General features: G+C 48.2%; 32 protein-coding genes and 1 tRNA gene. All 33 read left to right on the top strand.

Annotated features, from left to right (window positions below; translation table 11 throughout):
- The first annotated feature begins 9 nt into the window (after positions 1-9).
- Complete coding sequence (gene rpsA / locus BLV33_RS07020) at positions 10-1,413, top strand: 30S ribosomal protein S1 (protein WP_090789545.1); 1,404 nt, start codon at positions 10-12, stop codon at positions 1,411-1,413.
- A gap of 65 nt (positions 1,414-1,478) precedes the next feature.
- Complete coding sequence (gene fni / locus BLV33_RS07015) at positions 1,479-2,537, top strand: type 2 isopentenyl-diphosphate Delta-isomerase (RefSeq protein WP_090789543.1); 1,059 nt, start codon at positions 1,479-1,481, stop codon at positions 2,535-2,537.
- An 89-nt stretch (positions 2,538-2,626) separates the two neighbouring features.
- Positions 2,627-3,253 carry a YphA family membrane protein gene (locus BLV33_RS07010; protein WP_090789541.1) on the top strand — a complete coding sequence of 209 codons (627 nt, stop codon included), beginning with the start codon at positions 2,627-2,629 and terminating at the stop codon, positions 3,251-3,253.
- A complete protein-coding gene (locus BLV33_RS07005; protein WP_090789540.1) occupies positions 3,250-4,149 on the top strand; it encodes a YIEGIA family protein in 900 nt (299 codons plus the stop codon). The genes BLV33_RS07010 and BLV33_RS07005 overlap by 4 nt, the downstream gene beginning before the upstream one ends.
- A gap of 16 nt (positions 4,150-4,165) precedes the next feature.
- Positions 4,166-4,360: a capping complex subunit for YIEGIA gene (locus BLV33_RS07000; RefSeq protein WP_090789538.1), complete on the top strand. Its 195-nt coding sequence runs from the start codon at positions 4,166-4,168 to the stop codon at positions 4,358-4,360.
- 97 nt (positions 4,361-4,457) lie between these two features.
- Entirely contained in the window at positions 4,458-5,783 is a 1,326-nt protein-coding gene (der, locus tag BLV33_RS06995) for a ribosome biogenesis GTPase Der (protein ID WP_090789536.1), read from the top strand.
- An 11-nt stretch (positions 5,784-5,794) separates the two neighbouring features.
- Positions 5,795-6,388, top strand: a complete 594-nt coding sequence (gene plsY / locus BLV33_RS06990; RefSeq protein ID WP_090789534.1) for a glycerol-3-phosphate 1-O-acyltransferase PlsY — start codon at positions 5,795-5,797, stop codon at positions 6,386-6,388.
- Positions 6,389-6,428: 40 nt separating this feature from the next.
- On the top strand, positions 6,429-7,472 hold the full coding sequence (locus tag BLV33_RS06985; RefSeq protein ID WP_090789533.1) for an NAD(P)H-dependent glycerol-3-phosphate dehydrogenase: 1,044 nt from the start codon (positions 6,429-6,431) through the stop codon (positions 7,470-7,472).
- Positions 7,473-7,550: 78 nt separating this feature from the next.
- On the top strand, positions 7,551-7,832 hold the full coding sequence (locus BLV33_RS06980; RefSeq protein ID WP_090789531.1) for a stage VI sporulation protein F: 282 nt from the start codon (positions 7,551-7,553) through the stop codon (positions 7,830-7,832).
- A gap of 113 nt (positions 7,833-7,945) precedes the next feature.
- Positions 7,946-8,125 (top strand): DUF2768 family protein, encoded by a 180-nt coding sequence (locus BLV33_RS06975; protein ID WP_090789529.1) that lies wholly within the window; start codon positions 7,946-7,948, stop codon positions 8,123-8,125.
- Positions 8,126-8,136: 11 nt separating this feature from the next.
- Positions 8,137-8,433 carry a 2Fe-2S iron-sulfur cluster-binding protein gene (locus BLV33_RS06970; protein ID WP_090789527.1) on the top strand — a complete coding sequence of 99 codons (297 nt, stop codon included), beginning with the start codon at positions 8,137-8,139 and terminating at the stop codon, positions 8,431-8,433.
- A 30-nt stretch (positions 8,434-8,463) separates the two neighbouring features.
- Positions 8,464-9,075 (top strand): nucleotidyltransferase family protein, encoded by a 612-nt coding sequence (locus BLV33_RS06965; RefSeq protein WP_090789525.1) that lies wholly within the window; start codon positions 8,464-8,466, stop codon positions 9,073-9,075.
- A 2-nt stretch (positions 9,076-9,077) separates the two neighbouring features.
- Positions 9,078-9,425 (top strand): 2Fe-2S iron-sulfur cluster-binding protein, encoded by a 348-nt coding sequence (locus tag BLV33_RS06960; protein WP_090789523.1) that lies wholly within the window; start codon positions 9,078-9,080, stop codon positions 9,423-9,425.
- A gap of 124 nt (positions 9,426-9,549) precedes the next feature.
- Positions 9,550-10,290: a hypothetical protein gene (locus BLV33_RS06955; protein ID WP_253186994.1), complete on the top strand. Its 741-nt coding sequence runs from the start codon at positions 9,550-9,552 to the stop codon at positions 10,288-10,290.
- A 263-nt stretch (positions 10,291-10,553) separates the two neighbouring features.
- Complete coding sequence (gene spoIVA, locus BLV33_RS06950; protein WP_090789521.1) at positions 10,554-12,032, top strand: stage IV sporulation protein A; 1,479 nt, start codon at positions 10,554-10,556, stop codon at positions 12,030-12,032.
- A gap of 271 nt (positions 12,033-12,303) precedes the next feature.
- Positions 12,304-12,576: an HU family DNA-binding protein gene (locus BLV33_RS06945; RefSeq protein ID WP_090789519.1), complete on the top strand. Its 273-nt coding sequence runs from the start codon at positions 12,304-12,306 to the stop codon at positions 12,574-12,576.
- 120 nt (positions 12,577-12,696) lie between these two features.
- A tRNA-Pro gene (locus BLV33_RS06940) sits at positions 12,697-12,770 on the top strand.
- A 269-nt stretch (positions 12,771-13,039) separates the two neighbouring features.
- On the top strand, positions 13,040-13,279 hold the full coding sequence (gene mtrB / locus BLV33_RS06935) for a trp RNA-binding attenuation protein MtrB (RefSeq protein WP_090789517.1): 240 nt from the start codon (positions 13,040-13,042) through the stop codon (positions 13,277-13,279).
- 114 nt (positions 13,280-13,393) lie between these two features.
- Complete coding sequence (locus BLV33_RS06930; RefSeq protein ID WP_090789514.1) at positions 13,394-13,927, top strand: hypothetical protein; 534 nt, start codon at positions 13,394-13,396, stop codon at positions 13,925-13,927.
- An 87-nt stretch (positions 13,928-14,014) separates the two neighbouring features.
- Positions 14,015-14,878, top strand: coding sequence for a heptaprenyl diphosphate synthase component 1 (locus BLV33_RS06925; RefSeq protein WP_090789512.1), 864 nt, complete (start codon positions 14,015-14,017; stop codon positions 14,876-14,878).
- Between the two features lie 12 nt (positions 14,879-14,890).
- Positions 14,891-15,616, top strand: a complete 726-nt coding sequence (locus BLV33_RS06920; protein ID WP_090789510.1) for a demethylmenaquinone methyltransferase — start codon at positions 14,891-14,893, stop codon at positions 15,614-15,616.
- Between the two features lie 7 nt (positions 15,617-15,623).
- A complete protein-coding gene (locus BLV33_RS06915) occupies positions 15,624-16,499 on the top strand; it encodes a UbiA-like polyprenyltransferase (protein WP_090789508.1) in 876 nt (291 codons plus the stop codon).
- A 64-nt stretch (positions 16,500-16,563) separates the two neighbouring features.
- The gene (locus BLV33_RS06910; protein WP_090789506.1) at positions 16,564-17,427 is read left to right on the top strand and encodes a menaquinone biosynthetic enzyme MqnA/MqnD family protein; all 864 of its coding nucleotides are present in this window, start codon (positions 16,564-16,566) and stop codon (positions 17,425-17,427) included.
- Positions 17,424-18,401 carry a heptaprenyl diphosphate synthase component II gene (gene hepT / locus BLV33_RS06905; protein ID WP_090789504.1) on the top strand — a complete coding sequence of 326 codons (978 nt, stop codon included), beginning with the start codon at positions 17,424-17,426 and terminating at the stop codon, positions 18,399-18,401. Before BLV33_RS06910 ends, hepT begins: the two co-directional genes overlap by 4 nt.
- Positions 18,402-18,428: 27 nt before the next feature.
- Positions 18,429-18,872 carry a nucleoside-diphosphate kinase gene (gene ndk / locus BLV33_RS06900; protein WP_090789503.1) on the top strand — a complete coding sequence of 148 codons (444 nt, stop codon included), beginning with the start codon at positions 18,429-18,431 and terminating at the stop codon, positions 18,870-18,872.
- Between the two features lie 24 nt (positions 18,873-18,896).
- Positions 18,897-19,688: a CheR family methyltransferase gene (locus BLV33_RS06895; RefSeq protein WP_090789501.1), complete on the top strand. Its 792-nt coding sequence runs from the start codon at positions 18,897-18,899 to the stop codon at positions 19,686-19,688.
- An 88-nt stretch (positions 19,689-19,776) separates the two neighbouring features.
- Positions 19,777-19,941, top strand: coding sequence for a hypothetical protein (locus tag BLV33_RS29220; RefSeq protein ID WP_171909040.1), 165 nt, complete (start codon positions 19,777-19,779; stop codon positions 19,939-19,941).
- Between the two features lie 203 nt (positions 19,942-20,144).
- A complete protein-coding gene (gene aroC / locus BLV33_RS06890) occupies positions 20,145-21,308 on the top strand; it encodes a chorismate synthase (protein ID WP_090789499.1) in 1,164 nt (387 codons plus the stop codon).
- A 1-nt stretch (position 21,309) separates the two neighbouring features.
- On the top strand, positions 21,310-22,404 hold the full coding sequence (gene aroB / locus BLV33_RS06885) for a 3-dehydroquinate synthase (protein WP_090789498.1): 1,095 nt from the start codon (positions 21,310-21,312) through the stop codon (positions 22,402-22,404).
- A gap of 3 nt (positions 22,405-22,407) precedes the next feature.
- The gene (gene aroH, locus BLV33_RS06880) at positions 22,408-22,794 is read left to right on the top strand and encodes a chorismate mutase (protein ID WP_090789495.1); all 387 of its coding nucleotides are present in this window, start codon (positions 22,408-22,410) and stop codon (positions 22,792-22,794) included.
- A gap of 192 nt (positions 22,795-22,986) precedes the next feature.
- On the top strand, positions 22,987-24,534 hold the full coding sequence (gene trpE, locus BLV33_RS06875) for an anthranilate synthase component I (RefSeq protein ID WP_090789494.1): 1,548 nt from the start codon (positions 22,987-22,989) through the stop codon (positions 24,532-24,534).
- Positions 24,535-24,640: 106 nt separating this feature from the next.
- Positions 24,641-25,681 carry an anthranilate phosphoribosyltransferase gene (gene trpD / locus BLV33_RS06870; RefSeq protein WP_090789492.1) on the top strand — a complete coding sequence of 347 codons (1,041 nt, stop codon included), beginning with the start codon at positions 24,641-24,643 and terminating at the stop codon, positions 25,679-25,681.
- Complete coding sequence (trpC, locus tag BLV33_RS06865) at positions 25,671-26,480, top strand: indole-3-glycerol phosphate synthase TrpC (RefSeq protein ID WP_090789490.1); 810 nt, start codon at positions 25,671-25,673, stop codon at positions 26,478-26,480. Before trpD ends, trpC begins: the two co-directional genes overlap by 11 nt.
- Positions 26,481-26,486: the final 6 nt, after the last annotated feature.

Genomic DNA, 26,486 nt, shown 5'->3' with positions numbered 1-26,486 from the left:
GCTAATTCAATGTCAGAAGATGTAAAAGATGCAAGCGTGGATAACCAGGAAGAGGTAAAAGCCGCAGAAGAAACTGAAGTAAAAGCCCAAGATACTGAGGCCAAAGCCGCTGAAGAAACCAAGTCATCCGAAGCGGTAGAAGCGCCTAAAACGGAAGCGAAAAAGTCCAAGAAAGCAGAAGCCACCGAGCAGGAAACATCCGATTCTCAGGCTGAAGCTAAAGAGGCCCTTTCGAATGTAGCCGTTTTGAAAAAGGGTGAAACCGTCAAAGGTAAAATTGCTAAGATTGCCGAGGATCAAGCGTTTGTTGATATCGGCTATAAATATGATGGCATCATTCCGGTAAAAGAGCTTAGCAGAGATGGACAAACTGTGGAAGTTGGCCAAGAGGTTGAATTGAAAGTAGCCAGCATCAACGACAAGAAGGAACAGCTTACTTTATCCAGAGGTGTGGTTGACAATTCCAAAGCTTGGGAAACCCTGCAAGGGCAATTGGACAGCAAAGAAATTATTGAAGCTGTAGTTTCGGAAGTTGTAAAAGGCGGACTTGTGGTTCAAGTTGGCGTACGTGGATTTGTTCCGGCTTCGATGGTAGAGCGGCATTTTGTGGAAGATTTCAGCGATTACAAAGGCCGTACCCTTCGCCTGCGTGTTAAAGAAATCGATCAAGAGAAGAACAAGGTCATCCTATCCCAGAAAGATGTTCTGGATGAAGAATACGAAGCCGGCAAAAAGAAAATTATGGAGAACATCAAGGTGGGTCAAGTGCTGGATGGAACTGTACAGCGCCTGACACAATTCGGGGCGTTCGTGGATATTGGCGGCATCGATGGTCTGGTTCACATTTCCGAAATGGCCTGGCATCATGTGGAACAGCCCTCCGAGGTTGTCAAAGAAGGCGATCAGGTTAAAGTTCAGGTCCTTAAAGTAGACCCCGCCAACGACAAGATCAGCCTGAGCATAAAAGCTACTCAGGAAGGTCCATGGAGCATGGTGGATCGTGATTTTACAGCGGGATCGATTGTGACAGGTACCGTTAAGCGTCTTGCTGCTTTTGGCGCTTTCATCGAGATTGCTCCAGGTGTAGAAGGACTTGTGCATATTTCGCAGATCGCTCACCGCCACATTGGAACTCCGCATGAAGTATTAAAAGAAGGCCAGGAAGTTCAAGTGAAAATTCTTGAAGTGAATACAGTTGAAAAAAGAGTAAGCCTGAGCATCAAAGAAACAGAAGAAGCTCCGGAAGCTCCAGCCAAGCCGGAGAGAGAAAGACAGCCAAGAAGAGACGGAGGTTCCAGCGCGAACCATCAGAAGGAAATCGCAGGCAACGAGAATGTGTCTTTGAACAATCAAGGCCTCTCCTTTACGCTGGCTGAACGCTTTGGCGATAAATTAAACAAATTCAAAAAATAGTTGAATATAGATTATGCTTACGAAGTCAGTTTTGCTAAAGCAAAACTCTAAGGAGGACCGCAGGAATGCGCATTTCACGCAAAATGGAGCATGTCCTTCATGCGCTGGAGCTTGGCCAATCCGGTCAGCAGGGGCTGTCCGATATCAAGTTTGTGCATAACTGTCTTCCTGAAACGTCCACAAATGCTATTGCATTAACTACACGAATCGGCGATCTCATTTTGAGTTCGCCGATTTTTATTAATGCAATGACCGGTGGAGCAGCGGAGACGGAATCCATCAATCGAGAGCTCGCCATCGTGGCCAGGGAAAAAGGACTTGCTATGGCGGTCGGCTCTCAGATGTCGGCGATTAAGAATCCAGAGGTAGCGTCCAGCTACCAGATCGTCCGCCGTGAGAATCCGCGCGGCATCGTGGTGGCCAATCTGGGCAGCGAAGCCGATGTCGAACAGGCGCTCCGCGCCGTTGACATGATTGAAGCCAGTGCGCTGCAGATTCATTTGAATGTCATGCAGGAGCTGATCATGCCTGAGGGCGACCGCAGCTTTATCGGGATGCTTAAGAGAATCGAAGCGATTGTACAGGCAGTACACGTTCCGGTCATCATCAAGGAAGTCGGCTTCGGCATTATGAGGGAAAATGCGCAGCAGCTCGCCAGTATCGGGGTGCGCATCCTCGATGTAGGCGGTGCCGGAGGAACCAATTTCGCGGCCATCGAGAATGCGCGCCGATCGGCGCCCATCGATTGGCTGAACGACTGGGGATGCCCGACCAGCACGGCACTGCTTGAAGCGCTGAGCGTGTATCCGCGTGGCCAGGTTTTAGCATCCGGCGGCATCACAAATGCGCTGCAAGCATGCAAGGCATTGACGCTTGGCGCTTCAGCAATAGGGATGGCTGGCGCATTTCTGAGGGTTCTGCGGCTGGAGGGAACAGAGTCGCTCATGACCTTTATAGATGAACTGCATGAAGGATTGACTCTGATCATGACCGCTTTGGGCGCTCCCAGTGTTCCTGATTTATGGAACCGTCCGGTTGTAATCACAGGAGAGACAGCGGAATGGTGCAGAGCTCGCGGAATCGATATTCATCCTTATGCAAATAGAGGCAGCTGGAGTAATTAATGAGGATTTTGCCATACTAAGGATCATATGGAGCATGCATTCGGACACATCGACTGCAGGCCCGAACGACCTTTAGGGTGATAAAAGAAATGAATTCAGGCTATCTTTCGCTAATCATACTTTGCATTATGCTGATTTTACTGCTCAGCGGCTGGAAAGATGTATATGTCGAGCATATATCGACTAAAAGGATCCTTCTTTTTTTTGTCGGGTGGCTGGTCCTGTTCCCTTTTCATCTGAATCTGTATGGCTGGCAAATGAACTTGGTCTATATTTGGGTTGCTTTGTTCAGTATAGCCATTTTGTACCAAATAACCGGGTTTTTGCACAAGCTTCATTTGCTGTCAATCGGACTGCTGCTGGGCTCCATTCATTTTTTGCTGCAAGAAGTGCTGTCGATGGATCCCATCCTGGTCATTTTCAAGCCAAGTCTGGATGCCGCCTTATTGCTGGCCATGATTGTGATACTTGTTGAACGCCATGTCAAGGAGCAAATCGCCTGCTTGTCGATCGGCCTGTTAATGGGTGACTTTCTCTTCGGCTTTGTTCATCATTCGGCTGCCCCCGTTCAATTCGGAGGCCCTTCTTTTCAGGATGAGTGGTGGCTTTCGGTATTCACGGCACGCACCATGACCATTCTGCTTCAAACGGCATACAGCGGCTGTAAATGGATGATTCGTTCCTGGCTGAGCCGCAGAGGGGGCTGGAGAAAATGAGTAATTGGGTGCATACTCACGGGTATACCATCGGGATCATCGTCGGGGTTATTTTTGGTATTGTTTCCAGAGTGAGTATGCTGCAGACAGATTACAGGCAGTATCCTACCTATCCCCATGGCAAAATCATTCATATCTCTCTCGGTATCATTGCCGCGGCATTAGGAGCTGTGGCGGTGCCGGCCTTGCTTGAGAAAAACTATACGGCCGTAACCTTCTTGACGCTGGCCGCCCAGCAGTTCCGTGATGTCCGCAATATGGAAAGGCTCAGCCTCTCTCAGATCGATAATTTGGAGCTGGTCCCGAGAGGCGCCGCCTACATAGAGGGCATCGCCATGGTGTTTGAAGGCCGAAACTATTTAGTGATATTTACGGCATTTATCGGGACTTTGTTCAGTATCGTGTTTGCTTGGTACTGGGGTGTAATGGCCGGACTTGTTTCTGTCGGCTTGGCCTATTTTTTTAAGACAGGCCAGAAATTAGCGGATATTGCTGAGGTCGCGCATAGTGATGTTCGATTGGACGGTCCCGATCTGTATGTGGGGGATACGTATATTATGAATGTCGGTCTTGATGAAGACCGCAAGCTGATTAAGGAGCATGGAGTCGGCTTTATGATAAAGCCCAAAAATCAAAATAACCGCGTAACGCTTGCTAATTTGGGACAAAGACAAGCGATTTTACATGATATGACCATTCTCCTCGGGGTTTATCGGGATTCGGGCGAGCCTTCCCTGATTCCGATGGCCAAGCTGCAGCTGAATACCGGTGACTTGGCTGTATTTTTACTGCCGCTTGAAAAAGATATGAATAAATCGTTAGCTGCTCTGCGGCGAGTGCCTGTATTGGAAAGCGCGGTTCGGATGCCCTCCAAAGCCGGCATTAATCAAAAATGAAAGGCATGATGACAGCATGGCACAAATTGTTGCGGTCGTGACAATGAACAAGGATAAAGTGGGGGGAGGTGCACCGATTTTTATCGTCAGCGATGAGGAGGAGCGGCAAAAGGTAGCATTAACGTTGGAAAAAATACTGGATTGCATCGCCCAGGACTTGAATAACGGAACTATGATATTGGTCAAGCACACCAGCGATAATGCGGTTTGATCAGGAAAAGAAATAGCCAAGATCAGGCTTTTTTGATATGATGAAGATTGTGAATTTTTCCAAGGAAATAAATGAGTTTTGAGGAGTTGAAGGTAATTTGGCCAGACCTATTATTGCAATTGTCGGCCGTCCGAATGTCGGTAAATCGACTATATTCAATCGAATCGTTGGCGATCGGCTGGCGATTGTGGAAGATAAACCAGGAGTGACCCGTGATCGGCTCTATGGTATTGGCGAATGGCTGAACCAGGAGTTCAGTGTGATCGATACCGGTGGCATTGAAATCGATGGCGAAGATGCGCTGCTCAAATCGGTGAGAGTCCAAGCTGAGCTGGCTATTGATGAATCGGACGTTATTATTTTTATGGTGGATGCCAAGGCCGGTGTGACCTCATCGGATGAGGAAGTGGCGCAGCTGCTTTTTCGCTCCAAGAAGCCCGTCATCCTTGCTGTAAACAAGGTGGATAATTTGCAGCGTCAGGATGACATTTATGAGTTTTACAGCCTGGGCTTTGGCGATCCCATCGGTATTTCCGGTGCCCACGGCATCGGGATCGGAGATCTGCTCGCTGCAGCGGCGGCTCTTTTTCCTGAGAAAAAAGAAGATGAGTATGGGGAAGAAGTCATTCGATTCGCATTGATCGGCCGACCGAATGTCGGAAAATCCTCTTTAACGAATGCCATTCTGGGTGAAGAGCGCGTGATCGTCAGCGATATTGCCGGTACGACTCGCGATGCTATTGATACCCCTTTTGAACGGGATGGACAAAAGTTTGTCATCATCGATACAGCCGGGATGCGCAAGCGGGGCCGGGTTTATGAAAACACGGAAAAATACAGCGTTATGCGTGCGATGAAAGCCATCGAAAGAGCGGATGTTGTGCTCGTGGTGATTGATGGTGAAGAAGGGATTATCGAGCAGGATAAGCACGTTGCCGGGTATGCACATGAAGCCGGCAAGGCGGCCATATTTGTTGTGAACAAATGGGATATTGTAGATAAAGATGACAAAACCATGCAGCAGTTTACCCAGAAAATCCGCGATCACTTCCTCTTTATGTCCTATGCGCCTGTCGTATTTGTATCGGCCAAAACCAAGCAGAGACTGCAAAAGCTGTTACCGGTCGTGATCCAGGTTGCAGAACAGCATTCCTTGCGGATCCAGACGCACATGCTCAACGACGTCGTTTCGGACGCTGTCGCTTACAACGCTCCTCCTACGGATAAAGGCAGAAGGCTTCGCATCAATTATGCTACACAAGTGGCCGTTAAACCGCCGAGCATTGTGCTGTTTGTCAACGATCCTGAGCTGATGCATTTCTCCTATGAGCGCTACTTGGAGAATAAAATACGGGCAGCTTTTGGCTTCGAAGGAACGCCAATCCGCTTGTTTACCCGCAGGAAATCATCGGATAATGAATAGGGGGAAAACCATTGCTATCATTTGGAGCAATTATAGCGGGATATTTACTAGGCTCTATCAACTTTAGTTATTTATTTGGCAGATGGCTTAAAGGGATCGATATCCGCGAGCATGGAAGCGGAAATGCGGGAGCTACCAACACACTTCGTGTACTCGGTAAAGGCCCTGCTATTCTCGTTTTAATCCTAGATGCGCTTAAAGGTGTGCTTGCGGTCTATCTCGCCAAATGGCTTGGCGGCATAGAGTTGATCCTTGTTGTAAGTGGATTATCCGCTATTATCGGGCATAATTGGCCGCTGTTTTTTGGTTTTAGAGGCGGTAAAGGGATCGCGACCACAATAGGTGTCATGGCAACCTTATGTTTTTTGCCAACGCTTTTTGCCGGTCTTCTGGCTATTCTTTTAATAGTAATTACTCGCTATGTATCGCTAGGCTCCCTGCTGCTTACTGCGATTTTACCTTTTTTCATTTGGGGTATGGGCCGGCCGATCGAGGTGTTTTGGGTAAGTATTGTTATTTGTTTATTTGCTTTTCTCAGGCATCGCAAGAATATTGCCAAGCTCCTTCAGGGTAAGGAGAATAAGATAGGCTCGAAAAAAGCGTGACTTGCGCTTCAATCAGCTCGCATGTAAGGGGGGCATCAACTTGTCGAACAAAGTGGCAGTAATGGCAGCAGGCAGTTGGGGAACGGCTCTTGCAGCCGTATTGGCGGACAACGGCAAGGAGGTATGGCTCTGGTCCCGAAATGAGGATCAGGTCGTGGAAATCAACACCTTGCACCATAACAGCCGGTTTCTTGCAGATACTAAACTGTCAACCGAGATTAGGGCCACGAGTTCAGTGCAGGAGGCACTTTCAGGTGCGGCCGCAATTGTTTTGGCTGTACCTACCTCAGGCATGCGAGAAGTAGCCTCCCGAATTAGGCCTTTTTTACATAAGGATACACTTGTGATCCATGCAGCCAAGGGATTTGAAACCGGAACCTTAATGCGAATGACGGGTGTAATTGCAGACGAAATTCCGCAGCTTAAGGAAGAAAAGATTGTGGTCTTATCCGGTCCCAGCCATGCGGAAGAGGTCATCCTCAAAAGCCCGGCCACAGTCGTAGTCGCTTCACAGGATCAAGGATCGGCGGAAATGGCACAGGATTTATTGATTAATCCTTATTTTCGGGTATATACCAATTCCGATGTGCTCGGAGTTGAAGTTGGCGGAGCGCTCAAGAATATCATCGCACTTGGGGCCGGGTTATCGGATGGGCTTGGCTTTGGGGATAACGCAAAAGCAGCGCTTCTCACTCGCGGTCTCGCCGAGGTCGCCAGGCTGGGTGTGGCCATGGGCGCCTATCCGCAAACTTTTGCAGGGCTTGCCGGCTTGGGCGATTTGATTGCCACCGGAACGAGTAAACACAGCCGTAATTGGCGTGCCGGCTACATGTTGGCCAAAGGAGAGCCGCTGGATCAGGTACTGGAAAAAATGGGCATGGTCGTGGAAGGTGTTAAAACAACCAAGGTCGCTTATGAGCTGTCACGCACTTTTGGAGTTAAAATGCCAATCTCGGATGAGCTTTATCATGTGCTGTTTGAAGGGAAATCGCCCAAGCTTGCGGTAGAGGATCTGATGGGGAGAAACCGAACCCAGGAGATGGAAGAATTGGATTCCCCGAGCAGTGCAAAGTGGCTCGAATAGCCTACACGGACACCGCTTCGCCTTCATACTATATCTTAGTTGGATCGTATCCATCATAAGAAAGTGGGAGGCGAGAAAGTGGCGAATAAAGATGTATCCAAAGACGTGTTGAATGTTGTGAAGAAGAAAACGGGCAAATCCGTATCCGAGAAGGATATTCAAAAGATAGCTAGCGGCGTGAAGCCGTCAACGTTGCAAAACGAGACGCAGCTTCGTCAATTGATCAAGCAGGTGTCGGGACTCGTCAATGTAAAGGTATCGGAAGATACCGTGAATGAAATCATCAAGGCTGTCAAAAGCAGCAAGCTGGACCCCGACAATTTGAACCAACTGATGAGTATGATGATGGGGAAAAAGTAGCAGCTTTAGCAAGGTGTGTGAGCATAAACGGGCATACCCGTTTATGCTTTTTTTCTGCCCATATGCTATAATCATTCATAGGTTTTTGACACTTTGAAATGGGAGCAATCAGTATGTCAGGTTTGGACAAAATGTGGGCTTCATTTGTAGCGATTGGACTTATGGTCGTTTCCTCCTTACTGATCACCTATGCTCGAACCCGGACAACAGGTGCGGTAAGAATTATTTTATCTGTAATTGCCTTTATTTTATTTATACCCATCATAATCTATATGCTGCTATCTATGTTGTAGGGGGTTATCGCTTGTTAGAGCTCAAAGCTCGCCGAATTCAGAAAACCGTAGAGGCTGAGAAAGGGCTGACGATTCTGGATCTGGCGCTTAAACACGAGGTCGATTGGGGATTTTCCTGTACCCGTGGAACATGTGCTAGATGCCGCTGCTTGGTTACGGAAGGGATGCAGGATCTGGAATTGCCAACCGAAGCTGAGGAAGACCGATTGGAACCGGAAGAGCTGGAACAGGGGTTTCGTCTAGGCTGCCAATGCGCAATCAAGTCTCAGACCGGAACGATTTCAGTGACACACAAGCCATACTTTTAAATATGAACGTCAGGGAAAGGTGTGTCCTTTGTGCAGTTGTCCTTCAAAGTGCTTCAAGCTATGGAGATGCTTCAAAAAGCACTTCAATACAGCGGGATAAAATGGCTGGTCGGCGGGAGTTGCGGTCTTCTGCTCCATGGGATTGAACTAGTTCAGAGTCCCGGAGATTTGGACATTTATCTGGATGAACATGAAGTGGAGGCATTGTTTCATATCCTGCAAAATTGGGCTCTTGATCAACCGCTGCTCAGTACAACCGAGATTTACACATCAACACTAAGTCATTATCGGGTAGCGGATATGCAGGTTGAAGCTGTAGGCGGATTCAGTGTTCATAAGAATGGCTCTCACTATTACGCAGAGGCCGAGTACTTCCTGCAGCAGTATGCGCTCAATGTGGAAATACAAGGAACTGTCTTAGCAGTAATGCCGCTAGCGCATGAACTGCTTTTTAACATGCTGCGTGATCGTCCCGACCGTTATAAGCCTATTGCAGCTGCTATGCTCATCAAGCCGGAGCAGCACTTGCCGGTATTGCAGGATCTGATTGAACGCAATCAGTGGTCGCCGGAATTTATGCTTCGATTAGATAAATTGCTTGGCACAACTTCACATACTATGGAAACCAGAAGTAGGGGATAGCCATGTCTTTGCCGGAAATCACATTTTGGCCGGATAACAAAAAGATTGGAGTGCGGCCCGGAACAACCTTGTTCGATGCAGGCCGAAAGGCCAGAGTGACCATTCGCACTCGCTGTGGAGGGAAAGCGGCCTGCTTGATGTGCAAGGTGATGGTCAAAGACCAGAGCGGGCTTGAGCCAATGAATCAAAACGAGCGTTTGAAAATAGGCAGCCAAGCTTCGGAAGGGTACAGATTGTCCTGCCAGGCAAGGGTTAAGGGGAATGTAGAAGTTTTCATTCCTGAAGATCCATTGAAAGCTGTGATCCGCGCCCAATTGTCTAAACAGAAGGAAGAAGACGATTGGATGTAGTTATTTAGATCGTTGATTAGAAAGTATAAGTTTTTCTGAACTTATCTTGCTTCGCATCAACCTTGACAAACGCGCTCGTCATTTAGGACGGTGTAGCCGTTTATCCTTGAAGGAGGGGATCGGTTTGAAACGGTATACTAGGACTTCTTTTAGCTTTCTGGCGGGGGTTCTTTTACTGGTAATGCTTGGGGGATGTGCCTATCCAAATGAGCTCCGCAAGGAAAATCAAGTGAATCCATCGGAGTTCATCACTGTTGTTCAACAAGCTATCGATCAGTATCGGACCAAGACAGGCGTGCTGCCGATCAAGAACAGCGACATGAAAACTCCGTTGTACGAAAAATATGTCATTGATTTTGGCAAGCTGCAAAGAATGAATTTATTAAGCGCTGTACCGGCAAACGCCTTTGAAAAAGGCGGCATTTTTATGTATGTGCTCATTAATGTTGAGACCAGGGCGGAGGTCAAGCTTATGGATCTGACAGCCTATCAGTCTGTAGTTGATTTGCAAAAACAGGTGGAAGATTATAAATCGAAGCATGCGGGAGCGCTGCCTATTGGGATTCAAATCACTCCTGATTTTTATTATCTGGATATGCAAAAGCTTGGGGGTAAAGCTCCGGCCGTCAAATCGACGTACAATCGACAAAGCCTTATTAACTATATCATCCAACAATCAACAGGTACTGTTGCCATTGATTATGCGCCGGACATCATGAAAGTGATTACTTCGAAACAACTAGAAAGCAAGCTGGACCCCGTGCCTGATTTGCGAGAATTGCTTGTTGCGAATTCTTATTTTGTACCCGCCCGATCCTTTGCTTACAGGTGGAGCGACAAGCAGCCGCTGCCTTATCAGCAATGAAAAAGCAATGATGTACATGCCTTTTGCGAACTTATGCGAAAGGTTATTTTTTTTGACATAAGCTTTGGACTTGTTACATATATTTTTTCAGAGGTTCCATGTGAGAATGAGTTTGTTAGGTGTGTGCGATTATTGAAAAAAGATTTGCGCACCTAACATAATTCTATCGAAGAAACATATATTTCTTACTAGAACAAATGATTGTACGAGTTATCAAGTCGCAGCCTGAAGAGCTGCTACGCAAAACTGTAGGAGGGATTCTCTTGGAGAAAGTGGATATCTTTAAGGACATTGCAGAGCGTACGGGAGGAGATATTTATCTTGGGGTTGTCGGCGCGGTCCGCACAGGTAAATCGACTTTTATTAAGCGCTTTATGGAATCTGTGGTTCTGCCGAACATTCAAAGCGAAACGGAACGAATTCGTGCTACGGATGAACTCCCGCAGAGCGCAGCAGGCCGCACCATTATGACAACAGAGCCCAAGTTCGTGCCGAATACTGCGGTTCAAATTGTTGTCGCGGAAGGTTTGAATGTCAATGTACGCCTAGTAGATTGTGTAGGCTACGCAGTAGAAGGGGCTAAAGGCTATGAGGATGAAAATGGTCCCCGCATGATCAGCACCCCTTGGTTCGATGAACCCATTCCATTTCAGGAAGCGGCAGAAATCGGAACGCGTAAGGTGATACAAGAGCATTCCACTCTTGGTGTTGTGATCACGACCGACGGCACAATTTCGGAAATCCCCAGATCTTCATATATTCTGGCGGAGGAACGAATCATCGCAGAGCTTAAAGAAGTCGGCAAACCGTTCATCGTCATTGTGAATTCACAAAAGCCGAGCAGCGATTCAGCGAAGGAGCTTCGCAGCGAGCTGCAAAGCCGCTACGATGTTCCCGTAATGACCATGAGCGTCGCCACTGCAGGTGAGGAAGAAATGGTCTCTGTACTGCGCGAGGTGCTCTATGAGTTTCCTGTTCACGAGGTCAATGTTAATTTGCCGAGCTGGGTGATGGTGCTGAATGAAAACCATTGGCTGCGCGATAGATTTGAAACATCCGTACGCGACACGGTTCAAGACATTCGTCGACTGCGTGACGTGGATCGTGTAGTTAATCAATTTGGCGAATATGATTTCATTGATAGAGCGGCTCTGGCTGGCATGAATATGGGTCGAGGCGTTGCAGAAATTGATTTGTATGCCCCGGATGAACTGTATGACCGCATTCTGGTCGAGGTCGTAGGGGTAGAAATCCGCGGAAAAGATCATCTGCTGCAGCTGATGCAGGATCTTACGCATGCGAAGCGGGAATATGATCAATTCGCAGAAGCTCTGGAGATGGTCAAGACCACGGGTTATGGAATTGCTGCTCCAACGCTTGCAGAGATGAATCTGGATGAGCCTGAACTGATCAGGCAAGGCTCTCGGTTTGGAGTTCGCTTGAGAGCGACAGCGCCGTCCATCCATATGATTCGTGTCGATGTGGAATCCGAGTTCTCGCCGATCATCGGAACCGAGAAGCAAAGCGAAGAGCTCGTTCGTTATCTGATGCAGGATTTTGAAGCCAATCCACTCAAGATTTGGGAATCGGACATCTTCGGTCGATCACTCCATTCCATTGTTCGCGAAGGCATTCAAGGCAAGCTTGCGATGATGCCGGATAACGCGAGATACAAATTGCAGGAAACCTTGGGCCGTATTATCAATGAAGGTTCCGGTGGATTGATCGCCATTATACTTTAATGCCGTACAGTTTCAGCTTCCTTGGCAGGTTATAGTCCAAAAGCACTCAAAAGAGTGCTTTTTGTCTTATTTTATCCAAATCTATCATAAAAAAAGCAAACTGGACTTGAAATTGCTTCGCCCGTGTATTACGATAGGTTTGTTCGTTTGGTCGAAAAGCAATTTTTTCGCTGCGAAATCAATCATTTTTCTGTTTCTATGTATATTTTTTAGAGAAACAGTGAAAACAGAAAAGTAATGGATGAAAGAATTTTGGGAGGAGGTGAATGGCATGAATAAATCTGAATTGATCAACAAGGTATCAGAAACCTCCGAGCTTACCAAGAAAGATGCAACTAAAGCAGTGGATGCTGTTTTTGACGCAATTTCTGAAGCTTTGCAAAGCGGAGACAAAGTACAACTTGTAGGTTTCGGGAATTTTGAAGTTCGTGAACGTTCCGCTCGTAAAGGACGTAACCCGCAAACCGGTGAAGAGATTGAAATCGCTGCAAGTAAAATCCCGGCATTCAAACCTGGAAAAGCGCTTAAGGACGGAATTCAATAATTGCTAGTTTTACATATTAGAAGAAGCCGCGGCTGTGCACAGACGCGGCTTTTTTCTATGGCTTTCAAATGCCTTTACATTTGCAAAAGCACGCACTATAATAACTAAAGTGAAAGATTACGGGGTATGGCGCAGCTCGGTAGCGCGCATCCTTGGGGTGGATGAGGCCGTGGGTTCGAATCCCGCTACTCCGATCAGGCTCTATGCAGGAAATTTTGATTTGGGATTTCGAAACCTCTCGTTAAGATAACACTTAATCGGGAGGTTTTTGTTTCGTTGATAAGTTAGTATAAGTTTTCCTAAACTTATCCTACTTCGCTTCAACCTTGACAAACGCGCTCGTCATTTAGGACGACGTAGCCGTTTATCCTTGAGGAATCTGTCAGGAGGGTTGACTTGTGATCGCTTTTTTAGCATCATAAGAGAAGCAGTGTTAAGCCATGAACGGAATGGGGGAAAAGGCATGGAAAACAATCAGGGCAGCGGCGGCGGACAAAATGAATATTTTGTAGTTAAAGCCAAAGAAAACGGTGTTCATGTGATCGGATTAACCAGAGGTCAGGATACCCGATTCCATCATACCGAGAAGCTGGATAAAGGCGAAGTCATGATCGCCCAATTTACGGAGCATACCTCGGCAGTGAAGGTTCGCGGCAAAGCGATTGTATTGACCAAGTTCGGTACGATCGACACGGAGGAATAATTGTTCGGCTTGCAGGCATAGCCTGCTTTTTTTCATTGTACAATGGTGTATAAGCTTTTAGCTTATGCTTACGAAGCAAGTTTTCCCATGGAAAACTTCAGGGAGGCCATGTACATGAAATGGAAAGCCCGTATCCTCATCACTGCAGCACTTTCAGGATTGTTGGCGTTAGCCATGTCCTTATTGCCGGAGGCCACAAATCTGTCAATATCCAATTCTGCTCAGACAGGCTCCACCGTCCAGGTTGTTCAGCTGTCGGACCGCAACCTTGTAGATCTGCTTGTCCAAATCCCCCTGCAGCTGCGAATTCGCAAAGTTGAACTGAGCCAAAGTGTTCTCTCGATTGATCTCAGTCTGCCAAGGAATGTGGAAGAAGCGTTGGTTTATCGGGATCTATATGCTATCGCTCAATTGACATTCACCCGAACTTCGAATGTGAACCAGGTCCTTGTACGAATTATGGATTATTCGAACGCTACAGCTCTTACCAATGCGCAAATGGTTTTAGCCATGGCGGCAGATAGGGATAATGCTCAAAATTTGGATGCGCGTCTGCAGGAAGTCAGCTCCATTCTGCTGGAGCAGCAGGTGAAAGCCCGCTTTCATCTGACTTATACCTCCAGATGGCAGGCACGCTATCCGTTGTAATTAATTAGGCTTCATCGTACTGGTTATGATATAATTAATTGGATTTAGCAAGAAATGAGATTGGCATAAGGTTACGGAGGCTTTTCTATGAATTCTTATCGCATCCCAGAGATCGCCAAACAATATACGAACTATGACATGATCCAAAACCATACAGACTTGCCTGGCTTTCCTGAATTTCGTACGCGACTGTTATTTGCCTTTTTAAACGGGAGCCCGGTAAAGAATAACACGAGCGAACTATTTGCGCTTGTTACCTCATTGGTTCAATTGGGGCTGGATACGCATGACCAGGTATCCATTTCCAATGACGTGAAGGAGAAGAAAGCGGCTCGCTCCAGACAATTAAAGGTGCTGGCAGGCGATTATTTCAGTTCGCGCTTTTATCATTTGCTGGCAGAGGCAGGACAGATCGAGCTGGTGAAGCAATTATCCAATGCGATTTGTGAAGTGAACAGACTCAAAATGAATTTGTACATGAAGATGAAGCAGCTGAAATGCTCTGCCGAAGAATATATTCATCAATCTGTTGCCATTAAAGCACAGCTTTTTTTATCCTATACAGGACTTTTAGATAAAATGTACGAACAGGCATGGCCGGACATGCTCCAAGGCTTTACCGAGTGCGAGGTTATTTTTGAAGAGCTGTTTCGTATGGAGTCGGATGCTGATTTTCGTGAAAGCTGGGGATTCTGGTACATTTTGCAAAATGGCTCCAAAGAAGAGCGCAAACAGCTTCAAACCGCAGAGCTGGATTCCTTCAAAATAAAAACGCTGCTGCATAAATACAATATCTCCTCACAGCTGTATCAGATGCTGGATTCCCAAATCAAACAGCTCTACACAAAGGTACAGAAGCTCGATTCGGATAAGCTGATTAGTGAACTATTTCACATAGGACAGCCTTTCCTTCGTCATTTATCCAAGCCAAAGCTGCTGGAAGAAATTTGAGGTGTCATTGAAGTGGAATCCAAATCCAAGGAGCAGTTCGTTCATTCCGTTTTTGAGAGTATAGCTCCCAAATATGACATGATGAACAATATTTTAAGCTTTCGCAGGCATAAGGCCTGGCGGAAATTCACCATGAACAAAATACAAGTCAAGCCGGGGGAAACCGCAATTGATTTATGCTGCGGAACCTGTGATTGGACCATCAGCTTGGCGAAAGCCAGCGGCAGCGGTTCCATAGTGGGACTTGATTTCAGCCAAAACATGCTCGATTACGGAGCCGATAAAATTAAACAGCTGGGACTCGACACGCAAATCAAGCTCATTCGCGGTAATGCGATGAGCTTGCCTTATGAGGACAATACTTTCGACTATGCAACGATTGGATTTGCCCTGCGCAACGTCCCTGATCTGGAGCAAGTCATCAGAGAAATGCAGCGTGTAGTCAAACCTGGAGGCATGGTGGTGTCGCTTGAGCTGTCCAAGCCAACCTGGCAGCCCTTCAAGGCGATGTACTATTTTTATTTTCAAAAGGTACTGCCCGTTCTTGGGAAATTAATTGCCAAGCGGTATGAACAATACAGATGGCTGCCGGAATCGTTAGTGAGCTTTCCGGACCATATCCAACTCGCTGCTATATTCAGGGAGCAAGGGCTGCAGCACGTTGAAGCTTATCCGCTTACCGGCGGAGTAGCCGCCCTTCATATCGGTTTGAAGGGGAAATCAAATTCGGGAGTGTAAATATCGCATGTGGACAAAAATTAAAATATTTTTGGAAATGATCAAATTCGAGCATACAGTCTTTGCATTGCCTTTCGCGTTTATGGGAGCGATCCTCGGTTCAGTAGTCATAACAGGGCATATGCCATCATGGATCCAAATCGGATGGATCACTCTCGCGATGATCGGAGCAAGAACAGCGGCCATGTCGCTCAACAGGGTCATCGATCGGGTGATCGACAAGAAAAATCCGCGAACAGCGAATCGCGCCATACCAGCCGGACTTCTTTCAACGCGTCAAGTGTTATTATATATCATTCTATCGTTTGCTTTACTCATTTGGGCCACAATGCACCTTAGCATTTTGAGCATGAAGCTGCTGCCCATTGCAGTATTTTTACTAGTGTTTTACTCCTACACCAAGAGATTCACCTGGACCTGCCACTTTATCCTTGGTTTGACACTGGGACTGGCTCCGCTTGGGGGATGGGTAGCGGTAACCGGCTCGATCTCAGGGGCTTCGCTTGTTTTTTACCTGACCATCGTTTGCTGGAGTACCGGTTTCGACCTGATCTATGCATGCCAGGATGTGGATTTCGACCGCAAGGAAGGACTGTATTCGTTCCCCAGCCGTTTTGGAATTGCCGCTTCGTTATACACGGCGCGTATTTTACACATCTTGACTGCAGTCGGACTTATTACATTATTTTTTATGACGAATCTAAGTTTATGGTATTTGCTTGGTCTTGTAATCGCCTATCTCATTCTTTTTTACGAGCATAAGCTCGTTTCACCCAAGGATTTATCCAAGCTCAACACTGCATTTTTTACGATGAATGGGATATTAAGCACGGTTGTCTTTGCATTTACGCTGCTTGATCTGGTCTTGGTGCATCACAAATGAACGGCCATCGGGTAATCGGGATAACGAGCGCCAGCGGAGCGTACAAAAGATGGGGAGAACAGCGATGAAGAGCCAAAACAACAAGATTCGGATCGGAAGAATTAACTATACCAATGTATGGCCGATCTACTACTATTTCCCCGAGCTCGTGAGCAAGGAAGACATTGAAATCGTCAACCAGGTGCCGACCGGTTTGAATAAAGCGTTGGCTGCCGGAGAGATTGACATGGGGACTATTTCGTCCTTCGCCTATGGAGAAGTTTTTGAGGATTATGTGCTCTATCCCGATTTATCCGTCAGCGCCTTCGGCAAGGTTAATTCCATTTTGCTTTTTCATGAAAAGCCGTTGCATGAGATCGTAAACGGTCGAATAGCCCTGACGACAAGCTCGGCGACCTCCATTCATCTCTTAAAAATTATTATTGAAAAATTTTACGCTGGGAAACCTGGCTACTCCTTTGCTTCTCCAGTATTGGATGATATGATGATAAAGCACGATGCGGCGCTCCTGATTGGGGATGATGCCATACGCGAAAGCTGGCGGAATACGAAGTATAGGATAACCGACCTTGGGAAAGAATGGGCGAAATGGACGGGTGAGTGGATGTCGTTCGCTGTTTGGGCGGTTCGCAAAGATACAGTAGACAAGCACCCCGAGCTGGTTAAGAGGGTGTTTGAATCCTTCGTCCAAAGCAAGAAAATGGGTCTGGAAAGCCCGGAAGCGATGATTGGTGAAGCTGAACGTACGATCGGCGGAAGCAAGGAATATTGGAGGAATTACTTCGGCCAGCTCTGCTACGACTTTGGTTCACAGCAATGGAAGGGATTGCGGACTTACTATCAATACTGCTGGGAGCTTGGCCTTTTGCCAAAGATGCCCTCCATTGAGATTTGGTTCGAGAAAAGAATAGCACGGGTGACGGAATGAAAAATCTACTGGACATTTATTCGAGAAAAAAGAAAGATGTTGCCGCCATAGAACGGGAGCTGGAGGAAAGCGTCTATTCCAACAATGCCATGTTGAAGGAAACCTCGCTGCATTTGCTTAAAGCTGGAGGAAAGCGCATAAGACCTGTTTTTGTCTTGCTGGCAGGCGAATTTGGAACGTACAAGCTCGAAACGATGAAGCATATTGCGGTACCTCTGGAATTGATCCACATGGCGACCTTGGTGCATGACGATGTGATTGATGATGCCGATACAAGGCGCGGCCAGCTCACGGTCCGCTCCAAATGGGACAATCGAATAGCCATGTACACGGGTGATTATATATTCGCAAAGGCGCTCGGCGTCGTCACGAAAATTGCCAATCCGGCTGTCCATCAAATTATGTCCAAAGCCATTGTAGAGGTTTGTATCGGAGAGATGGAGCAAATCCGTTTCTTTTTCCATACAGAGCAGACCATCCGCGATTATTTACTGCGAATCAAGCGCAAGACAGCCTTGTTGATTGCGATTAGCTGCCAGCTCGGAGCGATGGCAGCGGAAGCACCTGACTCCGTGAGCAGCAAGCTTTACGATTTTGGCTACAACGTCGGAATGGCATTCCAAATTCGAGATGACTTACTCGATATTTGCGGCACCGAGAAGCAGATCGGCAAGCCGCCCGGCAGCGATGTCAAACAAGGAAACATTACGATTCCCGTCTTGTTTGCCCTGCAAGAGCCCCAGCTCAAAGCCACTATTCTTAACGAATTATCGCGGATCGAGCAGTTGGATGGACAAACGGATGTAAATCACTTTCTCGAGATCATTCGGAGCAGTGAGGGAGTAACCAAAGCGGAAGCTTTATCGCAAAAATACATAGACAAAGCCATTCATGCTCTGGATACTCTACCTGAGATCAGGGCAAAAAAAGATCTGATTGAGATAGCTCATTTTATCGGTAATCGAACCTATTGAAAATGGATATAAGGAGGCTCATTTTACATGGAAAAAACTTTCCTTATGGTCAAGCCCGATGGAGTCCAGCGCGGATTAATCGGAGAGATAGTGAAACGATTTGAACGCAAGGGCTTTCAATTGGTAGGAAGCAAGCTGATGGTCGTCACCAGGGAACAAGCCGAATTCCATTACGCGGAACACAAAGGCAAGCCATTTTACGATGATTTGTTAAATTTTATTACCGCCGGACCTGTATTTGCCATGGTTTGGCAAGCGGATCAAGTCATTGCATTGTCCAGGGTGGTTGTCGGAAAAACGAACACATTGGATGCCGCTCCAGGCACAATTCGCGGTGATTTCGCATTGCATACCAACAGGAACCTGATTCATGGATCGGATTCACCTGAGAGTGCGGAGCGTGAAATCAGCAATTTCTTCAAGCCCGAAGAGATTGTGGAATACAAGCAAACCATTCAACAGTGGATTTAGCCTAAGGCAAGGTGGGAGCAAAGCGTGGAGGAACAAGATCTAGATTTCTTGCTCTTTATCAAAAAGATAAAAGACTTTACTTCCATAGATTTGGCGCAATATAAAGAAGCCCAAATGAAGCGCAGATTAACAACGCTGCGAATAAAACGCGGGTTCCATACATTCGCCGCTTTCTTCGATGAAATGATGAAGGATAAGTCTTTATTTTATGAGTTTTTGGACCGCATGACAATCAATGTGTCGGAGTTTTGGCGCAACCCGAACCGATGGGAGATCGTGGAGAAACGGTTCATTCCAGAAATGCTACGAAAAACCCGCAGGCTCAAGGTCTGGAGCGCAGCATGTTCAACGGGTGAGGAGCCTTACACGCTGGCCATGATTCTAGCGGAAAAAGGTGTGCTTGCGGAAGCTCATTTGCTGGCAACCGATATTGATGAAGGTGCTCTTGAGAAAGCAAAAAAGGGAATTTATCTTGACCGCTCACTTCGGGACGTTCCAGAAGATTACATCAAGAAATATTTTCGGCAGGAGCAGGCGGCCACGTTTCTCATCTCGGAACAGCTCAAGCAAGCCGTCAAATTTCAAAAGCAAAATCTGCTGGTTGATCCATTCGACAGAGACATTGATTTGATCGTTTGCCGGAACGTCATTATTTATTTTACTGAGGAAGCCAAGCATCTTCTGTATCAAAAGTTTGCAAAGGCGCTAAAGCCCGGAGGATTATTATTCGTTGGGTCCACGGAGCAAATTTTTACACCCGGTCAATACGATCTGGAGTCGGCTGATACATTCTTTTATCGCAAAAAAATGCTCTGAGAAACGTTTCTGGCTTCGTAGGTATAACCTCTTCCATAAATTCCAATACTAAGAGGAAATGGCTGTATCAGCTCTTAGGAGGGTTTATATGGATAAGAGAAAAGTGATTTCCGCTTACCGTCAGGGAATCATCACGATTCAGGAATGCGCGCAAATACTAGGAATCGATTCCATGCAAATACTTAGCTTGCTAAACGATTCCCAGTTGGCCGACAGCTCCCGGATTATACAGAAGCGGCCTATGCACGGCTAGAGCGTATCTAGTGGTGCCGGACGGTTACAGACACGCATTCTTGGAGCTGCCGAGCAGCTTATTGGGATGGCGTGTTTTTGTTGTTGTCCCTTCGCTGTCCTGGTTGCCAAACTCATAGAGCTATACTATAATGACAACAGATACTTACACGCACCAAAGCGCTAAAGCGTTTTGGATTGGAACTGGAGAAAGGGGAACCAAAGTTGAGATATTTAACGGCAGGTGAAACGCACGGACCGCAGCTTACAGCAATTATTGAAGGTTTTCCGAGCAATGTAAACTTGAATTTTGATGAATTGAATTTTCAATTGCAAAGACGGCAAAAGGGTTACGGCCGCGGCCGCCGGATGCAAATTGAGAAGGATACGGCGAATATCGTGGGAGGCGTCCGTCACGGCAAAACGACGGGAGCTCCAATTGCGCTCGTAGTCGAGAACAATGATTGGAAGCATTGGACGACAGTTATGGGAATCGAACCGATTGCCGATGATAGCGAAGGCAAACGCAGAGTCAATCGACCGCGACCCGGGCATGCCGATTTGAACGGAGGACTCAAATATAACCAAAAGGATCTTCGCAATATCCTGGAACGTTCAAGCGCCAGGGAAACAACGATGCGTGTGGCGTGCGGAGCGGTTGCCCGCCAACTGCTGGCCGAATTCGGCATCAAGGTGGCCGGACAGGTCATCCGTATTGGTGAAGTGGAAGTTCAACGCCAAGAGCTTTCGATGGATGAATTGATTCGCGTCACAGAGGAATCTCCTGTGCGAGTGGTTGATAGTGTAGCAGAAGCAAAGATGATTGCTGCCATTGATGCAGCCAAAGAAGACGGCGATACTCTTGGCGGCATTGTTGAGGTGATCATCGAAGGCGCGCCGGTCGGATTGGGGAGCCATGTGCAGTGGGACCGTAAGCTGGATGGCCGAATAGCGCAGGCGGTACTTTCCATTCAAGCGTTCAAAGGTGTAGAATTCGGCATTGGTTTTGAAGCTTCACAGCGCAGAGGCTCTCTCGTTCACGATGAGATCGTGTATACGGAGGAAGGCGGCTTCCGCCGCAAGAGCAACAGGGCCGGAGGCTTTGAAGGCGGTATGACCACAGGTGAACCGATTGTTGTCCGCGGTGTTATGAAGCCTATCTCTACCCTTTACAAACCCCTGCAAAGCGTTGATATTGATACGAAGGAAGCGTTCACCGCTCAAGTGGAGCGCTCGGATACTTGTGCCGTGCCTGCTGCAGGCGTGATCATGGAAAATGTCATCGCATGGGAAGTGGCGCAGGCCTTCATGGAGAAATTCGGCGGCGATTCCCTGGAGGAAATCCGCGGCAACTTGAACAATTACCTAGCTCAAGTGGAGAGCTATTAATATGAAAGAGCTCATTGTCGATCTGGCTGAACGCTCCTACCCCATCTACATCGGCAGCGGCCTCTTGGACAGCATCGCTGCTTACTTCGACAAGCACCAGATCAGCCGCATCTCGCCGCTGCTCGTCGTCACCGACGCCGCCGTCGCCCCCCATCACCTCGACAAGGTGATGGCCGGGCTCCGGCACGGCGGCTACAAAGCCGAAGCCTGCGTGGTTCCCGCAGGCGAAACGTCCAAATCCCTCGCGCAGCTCGAGGGAATCGTCACGGCCGCCTTGGAGGCGGGCCTCGATCGCAAGTCTGCGATCATCGCCCTCGGGGGCGGCGTCGTTGGCGATCTCGCCGGCTTTGCGGCGGCGAGCTTCATGCGCGGGATCCGCTTCGTGCAGATCCCGACTACGATCCTTGCCCACGACAGCAGTGTCGGCGGCAAGGTGGCGGTCAACCACCCGATGGCGAAGAACATCATCGGGGCGTTCCATCAGCCGGAGATGGTGCTCTACGACATCTCCACGCTCTTGACCTTGCCCGTCCGCGAGGTGCGGGCCGGGCTGGCGGAGGTGATCAAGCACGGCTTGATCTGGGACGAGAGCTTCGTCGACTGGTGCGACGCGAATGCGGAAAAGCTGCTGGCCTTGGACCCGGAAGCGCTTGAATATGCGCTGTATCAGGGCTGCAGGGTAAAGGCGATCGTCGTGTCCCAGGATGAGCGAGAGCAAGATCTTCGCGCTATCTTGAACCTGGGCCATACGATTGGCCATGCGCTGGAAGCGGTTGCCGGATACGGCGAGCTGCTGCATGGCGAGGCGATTGCGATCGGCATGGTCGGTGCGGCGAAGCTGGCGCGGGAATTCGGATACTTGGAGCAGATTCATGACGAGACTAAACGTCTTTTTGAGAAGTTTGGTTTACCTGTGACGATTCCGCCGCATTTGAATACGGATAAAATTATGAGTGCGATGATGCATGATAAAAAGTTCATGGAAGGTTCAATGGTTTATATTGTACCTAAGCGGATCGGCGAGGTCGAGATTCGCAAGGATGTAAAGCCTGAACAGGTTAGAGCCATTGTGGACCAATTGAAGGGAGGGACCTAATCGATGTGGAATCGTGGCATACGCGGCGCAACAACCGTCGAGCACAACGAAGAGCAAGAGATTTTATCCGCAACATCCGAGCTGCTTCAAGCGATTATAGAAGCCAATGAGTTTAGGCCCGATGAAATCAGCTCCGTTTTTATTACAGTTACCCATGATATCACTGCGACATTCCCGGCTAGAGCCATTCGTCAAATGAGTGACTGGGCGCTGGTGCCTCTGATGTGCTCACTGGAGATTCCGGTGGAGAACAGCTTGCCTAGATGCATTCGGCTTATGGTGCTGGTCAATACGACCAAGGGTCAGGATGAAATGAATCATGTTTATTTGAAAGCCGCCCAAAGCCTTCGTCCAGATATTGTGAAATTGACAAATTCCAAAGGTCAGTAGTATAGTGAGTATAGATGAGTAAGTAGAGCAGAGCCAGAGTTGAGTAGAGTTTAGATGAGCAGAGCAGAGAATAGGTGAGTGATGTGCCTATTTTGTTGTTTTCTATGGAATCATCTTTTTCTTACTTGATGAACAGACGCCTCTACTTCGGTAGAGGTTTTTTTGCGGCCTGCTGAGAGGGGGATGTAAACCATGTATACACCGGAAATCCAGGAAGTCATTCAGCTTGCCCGCACCTACAACCTAATTCCAGTCGTGCGCCATTTATTGGCAGACACGGAAACACCGATTCGCGTGTTTCATCATTTGTATCAAGAGCCTCGTGCATTTTTGCTGGAAAGTGTGGAGGGCGGCGTAAAATGGGCGAGATATTCTTTTATTGGCTCCGATCCATTTTTAATGATCCGTGCCAAGAACGGCTTGACCGAGGTGCAAACTAAATCGGAGACCACAACAACGGCAGAGAAGCCCATTGATATTTTAAAAGCATATCTTCGATCGTATACCAGTCCTCAGCTGGAGGATTTACCCCGTTTTACCGGAGGCGCTGTCGGCTTCTTCGGATATGATTTACTGCAATACTACGAGAAGCTGCCAGCCCATCGGGTGGACGATTTGCAGATGAATGACATGCAGTTCATGTTCTGCGATCAAGTGATTGCTTTCGATCATTTTAAACAACAGATCAAAGTGATTGCGAATGTGCATGTCGCGCCGTTTGCTACAGATGAAGACATCGTGAAGGCCTATTACGAAACCTGTGCCAAAATCGACGCCACGATTGAGAAAATCAAACGTCCGCTCAGCATGGACACCATGACGCATAATCCGATAGCTTCCGAGCTGGAGCTTGGCCAGGTAAATTCCAATATTACAAAAGATGCTTTTATCGGCAATGTGGAAAAAGCCAAAGCCTATATCCGTGCCGGCGACATTTTTCAGGTTGTGCTTTCCCAGCGTTTCGAAATTGAAACGGAAGTATCCCCTTTGCAGGTCTATCGAGTGCTGAGAACCTTAAATCCTTCTCCTTACATGTATGTGCTCAAAATGGATGATGAGGTGATCGTGGGCACATCCCCCGAGCTGCTTGTCCGGGTGGAGGAGGAAAAGGTGGAAACCCGACCGATTGCCGGAACAAGGCCGAGAGGCGCGACACCGGAGGAGGATATGCGGCTGGAGCAGGAGCTTCTGGCCGATGAGAAGGAACGAGCCGAGCACTTGATGCTCGTCGATCTGGGGCGCAATGATATCGGTCGGGTAGCAGAGTTCGGTACAGTAAAGTGCGACACCTTCATGGAAATCGAACGCTATTCCCACGTGATGCACATTGTCTCCAATGTGACGGGCACAATCGCCAAGGACAAAGATTTCTTCGATGCCTTGCTTTCCGTTATGCCTGCCGGAACAGTATCCGGTGCGCCCAAACTGAGAGCGATGAGCATCATCGCCGAGCTGGAGCAGGAATCGCGAGGAGCTTATGCAGGGGCCATTGGCTATCTGGGTTTCTCCGGGAATTTGGACACTTGCATTACGATTCGCACGATCATCTTTAAAAATGGCAAAGCCTATGTGCAGGCAGGAGCGGGGATTGTTTGGGATTCTGTTCCGGAAAAGGAATACGAAGAAACGGTCAACAAGGCAAAGGGCATGCTGAAATCCATACGGATGGCCGAAGTGATGTTCGCTCCAGCGGAGAAGCCGGTCAGCGATATCAATAAAGACTATTTCATCAACATGTAAATAAGCCAAAAAGATGAAATTTATGAACCGGTTTTCTAACGAAAACACTGAGATTATGCTTACGATGCCAGTTTTGCTAAAGCAAAACTCTTAGGAGGGAACAGCAATGAGTGCACTTTTGATCATTCAGCAAGCCATTTCCAAGGTAGTGAGCGGCTCGAACCTGGAAAGGGATGAAGCGCGCGGCGTGATGGCGGAGATCATGGAAGGGGCGGCAACCTCAGCCCAAATCGGCAGCTTGTTGACGGCGCTGCGGATGAAGGGAGAAACCCTGGATGAAATCACCGGGTTTGCCGAGACCATGCGCAGCAAAGCCATGAAGGTTAATGTATCGCAGACGAACCTGCTGGATACCTGCGGCACTGGGGGAGACGGATCGGATACGTTTAATATTTCTACGGCTTCAGCGCTGGTTGCCGCTGCCGGCGGGATTCGTGTAGCGAAGCATGGCAATCGCGCCATGTCGAGCAAAAGCGGCAGCGCGGATGTATTGGAAGCGCTGGGCGTCAATATCCAGCTGAGTGGTGCGCAGGCGGCTGCATGCATCAATCAGGTCGGTATTGGATTTATGTTTGCTCAGGCCTATCATCAATCCATGAAGCATGCCGCCGGACCCCGCAAAGAATTGGGATTCCGTACGGTATTCAATCTGCTGGGACCGTTGACGAATCCAGCCGGAGCCGACCGGCAGGTGCTGGGTATCTTTGATCGCACCCGGACGGAGCTTATAGCCGAGGTGCTTCGGGCGCTGGGACTCAAACGGGCTCTTGTTGTCGCCAGTCTGGACGGCTTGGATGAGATCAGCGTCTCGGCGCCAACGAAGGTGACAGAGCTCAAAGATAACGAGATCCATACGTATGAGCTTACTCCGGATGATCTGGGGCTTCGCACCTATCCGCTGAAAGAAGTAATCGGCGGAAATGCAGAGGAGAATGCAGCTATTATTCATCGTATCCTGGCTGGAGAAAAGGGAGCTCACCGCGATATTGTGCTCGCCAATGCCGGAGCATGCTTCTATGTAACGGGACGATGCGCTACTCTGCAAGAGGCCGTCAAATTTGCCGGTAGCGTGATTGACAGCGGCAAAGCGGCTGACAAATTGAAAGAATTAGTCCAATTCACAGGAGATCTCAGCCATGTTTCTTGATAAAATCGTAGCTTGCAAACGGCAAGAGGTAGCCGCTCTGAAGACAAGCTTGTCGCTTCGGGATGCGGAACAGCAAATCAGCCAGCTTGCGGCCTGCCTCGGGTTCGAAAGAGCTTTGGCCGAAGGCTCCCGCCGGCGGCATATGGGATTAATCGCCGAGGTGAAGAAGGCATCGCCTTCCAAAGGCTTAATCCGCCCGGATTTTCACCCGGTGAGCCTTGCTGAGTCTTATGTTCGGGCAGGCGCGGACTGCATTTCGGTGCTGACGGATGTGGATTTTTTTCAAGGCAGCAACGATTATTTGAAGGCAGTGCGCCAGGCTGTACAAGTTCCTCTGCTGCGCAAGGATTTCACGATTGATGAGCTGCAGATTTATGAGGCGCGGCTTATTGGCGCGGATGCCATTTTGCTGATTGCAGCTATTCTCACCACTGAACAGATGAAGCGATTCCTCGCTTTATCGAGGGAGCTGGGACTTGATGCCTTAGTGGAGGTTCATGATCAAGCTGAGCTGGATCGTGCTTTGGAGCTGGATACCAAGCTGATCGGCATCAATAACCGCAACCTGCACTCGTTTGCAACGGACCTCAAAACAACGGAACAATTGATCCTCCATATCCCCAAGGGCATTACAATTGTAAGCGAAAGCGGCATTTCTTCGCAGTCAGATATGGCTTATCTGGAATCAGTCGGCGCTCATGCCGTACTTATCGGTGAGTATTTTATGAGACAATCCATTGTGGAGCAAGCCGTCCATGATTTGATGGGACCGATGAGCCCATCGGAGGCCAAGCTTTAGTCGAAA

Origin of the sequence: Paenibacillus sp. GP183 (assembly GCF_900104695.1) — a bacterium.
Classification (GTDB): domain Bacteria; phylum Bacillota; class Bacilli; order Paenibacillales; family NBRC-103111; genus Paenibacillus_AI.
The sequence above is the reverse complement of the archived record's forward strand: the minus strand, read 5'-3'. Positions and strand labels throughout refer to the sequence as shown.

What these genes read in the sequence shown, in the direction of transcription:
- trpC (WP_090789490.1), top strand. Translation starts at nt 25,671, where the DNA reads ATGTTTCTTGATAAAATCGTAGCTTGCAAACGGCAAGAGGTAGCCGCT.
- BLV33_RS06960 (WP_090789523.1), top strand. Translation starts at nt 9,078, where the DNA reads ATGTCTTTGCCGGAAATCACATTTTGGCCGGATAACAAAAAGATTGGA.
- BLV33_RS07005 (WP_090789540.1), top strand. Translation starts at nt 3,250, where the DNA reads ATGAGTAATTGGGTGCATACTCACGGGTATACCATCGGGATCATCGTC.
- BLV33_RS06945 (WP_090789519.1), top strand. Translation starts at nt 12,304, where the DNA reads ATGAATAAATCTGAATTGATCAACAAGGTATCAGAAACCTCCGAGCTT.
- aroB (WP_090789498.1), top strand. Translation starts at nt 21,310, where the DNA reads ATGAAAGAGCTCATTGTCGATCTGGCTGAACGCTCCTACCCCATCTAC.
- BLV33_RS07010 (WP_090789541.1), top strand. Translation starts at nt 2,627, where the DNA reads ATGAATTCAGGCTATCTTTCGCTAATCATACTTTGCATTATGCTGATT.
- ndk (WP_090789503.1), top strand. Translation starts at nt 18,429, where the DNA reads ATGGAAAAAACTTTCCTTATGGTCAAGCCCGATGGAGTCCAGCGCGGA.
- BLV33_RS29220 (WP_171909040.1), top strand. Translation starts at nt 19,777, where the DNA reads ATGGATAAGAGAAAAGTGATTTCCGCTTACCGTCAGGGAATCATCACG.
- BLV33_RS07000 (WP_090789538.1), top strand. Translation starts at nt 4,166, where the DNA reads ATGGCACAAATTGTTGCGGTCGTGACAATGAACAAGGATAAAGTGGGG.
- BLV33_RS06975 (WP_090789529.1), top strand. Translation starts at nt 7,946, where the DNA reads ATGTCAGGTTTGGACAAAATGTGGGCTTCATTTGTAGCGATTGGACTT.
- rpsA (WP_090789545.1), top strand. Translation starts at nt 10, where the DNA reads ATGTCAGAAGATGTAAAAGATGCAAGCGTGGATAACCAGGAAGAGGTA.
- BLV33_RS06930 (WP_090789514.1), top strand. Translation starts at nt 13,394, where the DNA reads ATGAAATGGAAAGCCCGTATCCTCATCACTGCAGCACTTTCAGGATTG.
- fni (WP_090789543.1), top strand. Translation starts at nt 1,479, where the DNA reads ATGCGCATTTCACGCAAAATGGAGCATGTCCTTCATGCGCTGGAGCTT.
- BLV33_RS06915 (WP_090789508.1), top strand. Translation starts at nt 15,624, where the DNA reads ATGTGGACAAAAATTAAAATATTTTTGGAAATGATCAAATTCGAGCAT.
- trpE (WP_090789494.1), top strand. Translation starts at nt 22,987, where the DNA reads ATGTATACACCGGAAATCCAGGAAGTCATTCAGCTTGCCCGCACCTAC.
- BLV33_RS06910 (WP_090789506.1), top strand. Translation starts at nt 16,564, where the DNA reads ATGAAGAGCCAAAACAACAAGATTCGGATCGGAAGAATTAACTATACC.
- aroH (WP_090789495.1), top strand. Translation starts at nt 22,408, where the DNA reads ATGTGGAATCGTGGCATACGCGGCGCAACAACCGTCGAGCACAACGAA.
- BLV33_RS06925 (WP_090789512.1), top strand. Translation starts at nt 14,015, where the DNA reads ATGAATTCTTATCGCATCCCAGAGATCGCCAAACAATATACGAACTAT.
- trpD (WP_090789492.1), top strand. Translation starts at nt 24,641, where the DNA reads ATGAGTGCACTTTTGATCATTCAGCAAGCCATTTCCAAGGTAGTGAGC.
- hepT (WP_090789504.1), top strand. Translation starts at nt 17,424, where the DNA reads ATGAAAAATCTACTGGACATTTATTCGAGAAAAAAGAAAGATGTTGCC.
- mtrB (WP_090789517.1), top strand. Translation starts at nt 13,040, where the DNA reads ATGGAAAACAATCAGGGCAGCGGCGGCGGACAAAATGAATATTTTGTA.